This window comes from Herbiconiux daphne (assembly GCF_024979295.1).
In the GTDB taxonomy this organism is placed as follows: domain Bacteria; phylum Actinomycetota; class Actinomycetes; order Actinomycetales; family Microbacteriaceae; genus Herbiconiux; species Herbiconiux daphnes.
In genome coordinates this window covers 1-553 of sequence record NZ_JANLCJ010000698.1, presented here as the reverse complement: position 1 = coordinate 553, position 553 = coordinate 1, and the positions used below count along the sequence as shown (strand labels likewise).

The window sequence follows — 553 nt, the reverse complement described above, 5'->3', positions numbered from 1 at the left end:
GAACAGCAAAGCACCAAATGCTCCGGTAATTAACGTTCCGGTTGCTCCGTCGCATCTGATTGCTCAGGCAACTCCGATTGCTCCGAAAACTCCTGCTGTTCCTTCTGTTCAGTCTCAGACTCCGGCGGCTCCTGCTATTCCGTCCCATCTGGTTGGTTCAGAAGTTAACGTGAACATTCCGCATCCGGCAATCAAAGCTGTTAGCGGTGAAGATGGTTCTCTGGCAACTGCTCAGGTATTCAGCCCGAACGTAGTTGAAAAAGAACACGTTGAATCGGCTCCGGCTTACATCGCTCCGTCTGCTCCGGCATACAAAGCGCCTGTAGCAACTCCTGCGGCAGTTCCGTCTAAACTGACACAAACTCCTGTTGCTCCGGTAATCACTCCGGTACTGGCTCCTGAAAGCAAAGCAACGCCTACCGCTCAGCATTACAAAGAGCCGCAGAACGTTGCAGTTCCTACTGTAATTGCTCCTCAGGCTGCACCGGAAAGCAAAGCTGTTCCTGCTGCTGGGCACTATAAAGAGCCGCAAAATGTAGCAATTCCTGCTCAG

Annotated in this window: 1 pseudogene; it reads left to right on the top strand. The window is 52.1% G+C overall.

The annotated features are described in order from the left end of the window. Positions 1 to 553 (top strand): annotated as a pseudogene (locus N1032_RS27230) (hypothetical protein); the annotation flags it as partial.